1 protein-coding gene is annotated in these 980 nt (G+C 55.7%); it reads right to left on the bottom strand.

Features of this window, described 5'->3' with window-relative positions:
• Positions 1–632 precede the first annotated feature (632 nt).
• Positions 633–980, bottom strand: a 348-nt coding sequence (locus IG82_RS06745; RefSeq protein ID WP_216476176.1) for a hypothetical protein, incomplete at its 5' end; no start/stop codon positions are given.

The raw sequence follows: 980 nt of genomic DNA on the forward strand, positions 1-980 counted from the left end.
CTGAAGAAACCAAGCTGTTCACGCGATCCGTCATACTCCCTAAGCGCTCACTGAGTCTGTCAATTTCTGCCCGGTGGTGCTGTGCTTGGGCTGCCATATGTTGCTGGTAGAAATGTGCTTGGGCTGCCATGTGTTGCTGGTAGAGATGTGCTTGGGCTTCCATGTGTAGCTGGTGGTGCTGTGCTTGGTAACGCAAGGATCCCTGGGGCCCTATTCTTGCAGCGGCGGCGGAACCTTCCAAGGCTGGGCCTGGACTCCCAGAGGTAAGGGTGCGTTGGGCACGTGACTGGGTGGTGACAGCACGGGTGGCTCTTTCCGGTGTTGAAGCATGACCACCGCCTGCATGAGGGGCACGCGCTGCATGAGCATCATGACCGCCGCCTGCATGATCACTGTCTCTTTCAGCAAACAAGTCAGCAAGACCCAGATCGTCCGGTACAGCCGCATAAGCGGTGCCAAGCACCAGCGTCAACAGAACTGTGAGAGGGGCTTTCATTTTGTTTTNNNTGCTTCATCCTTTCTGAACCAGCCTTTTGAAGGAGGAGCCAACCTTTCAGGCACCTTGTGACAAGACACTTCTCAGGAACCCTTCTCCCCCGGTGCTTTCTTAATCAATGCCTTAGCCAAGGGCATCATTCGTCACGGGCATCATAGAATATCTCATTACCATCCCCCTCATGGCCACCGCCTGCATGGCCACCTGAAGAAACCAAGCTGTGCATGCTATGCGCCATAACACCTAAGTGCCTATTGAGTCTGTCAAAATATGACTGGTGTTGCTGTGCTTGGGCTTCCATCGCTTCCTGGTGGCGCTGTTCTTGGGCTGCCCGATGTTCAGGCGGCACATGCGCATGCACTGCATAACCCTGACCGGCCCGTGCGCCGCGTCCGCTGCGAGGGCCGTCGCCTTTGGCTATCTTAGCTTTCAGATAGCTGTCTGTACCAAAACCGGCATAGCGGGCCTCAAGCGTGTGGAAAGA

The sequence above is a fragment of the Candidatus Hepatobacter penaei genome (assembly GCF_000742475.1).
GTDB lineage: Bacteria > Pseudomonadota > Alphaproteobacteria > Holosporales > Hepatobacteraceae > Hepatobacter > Hepatobacter penaei.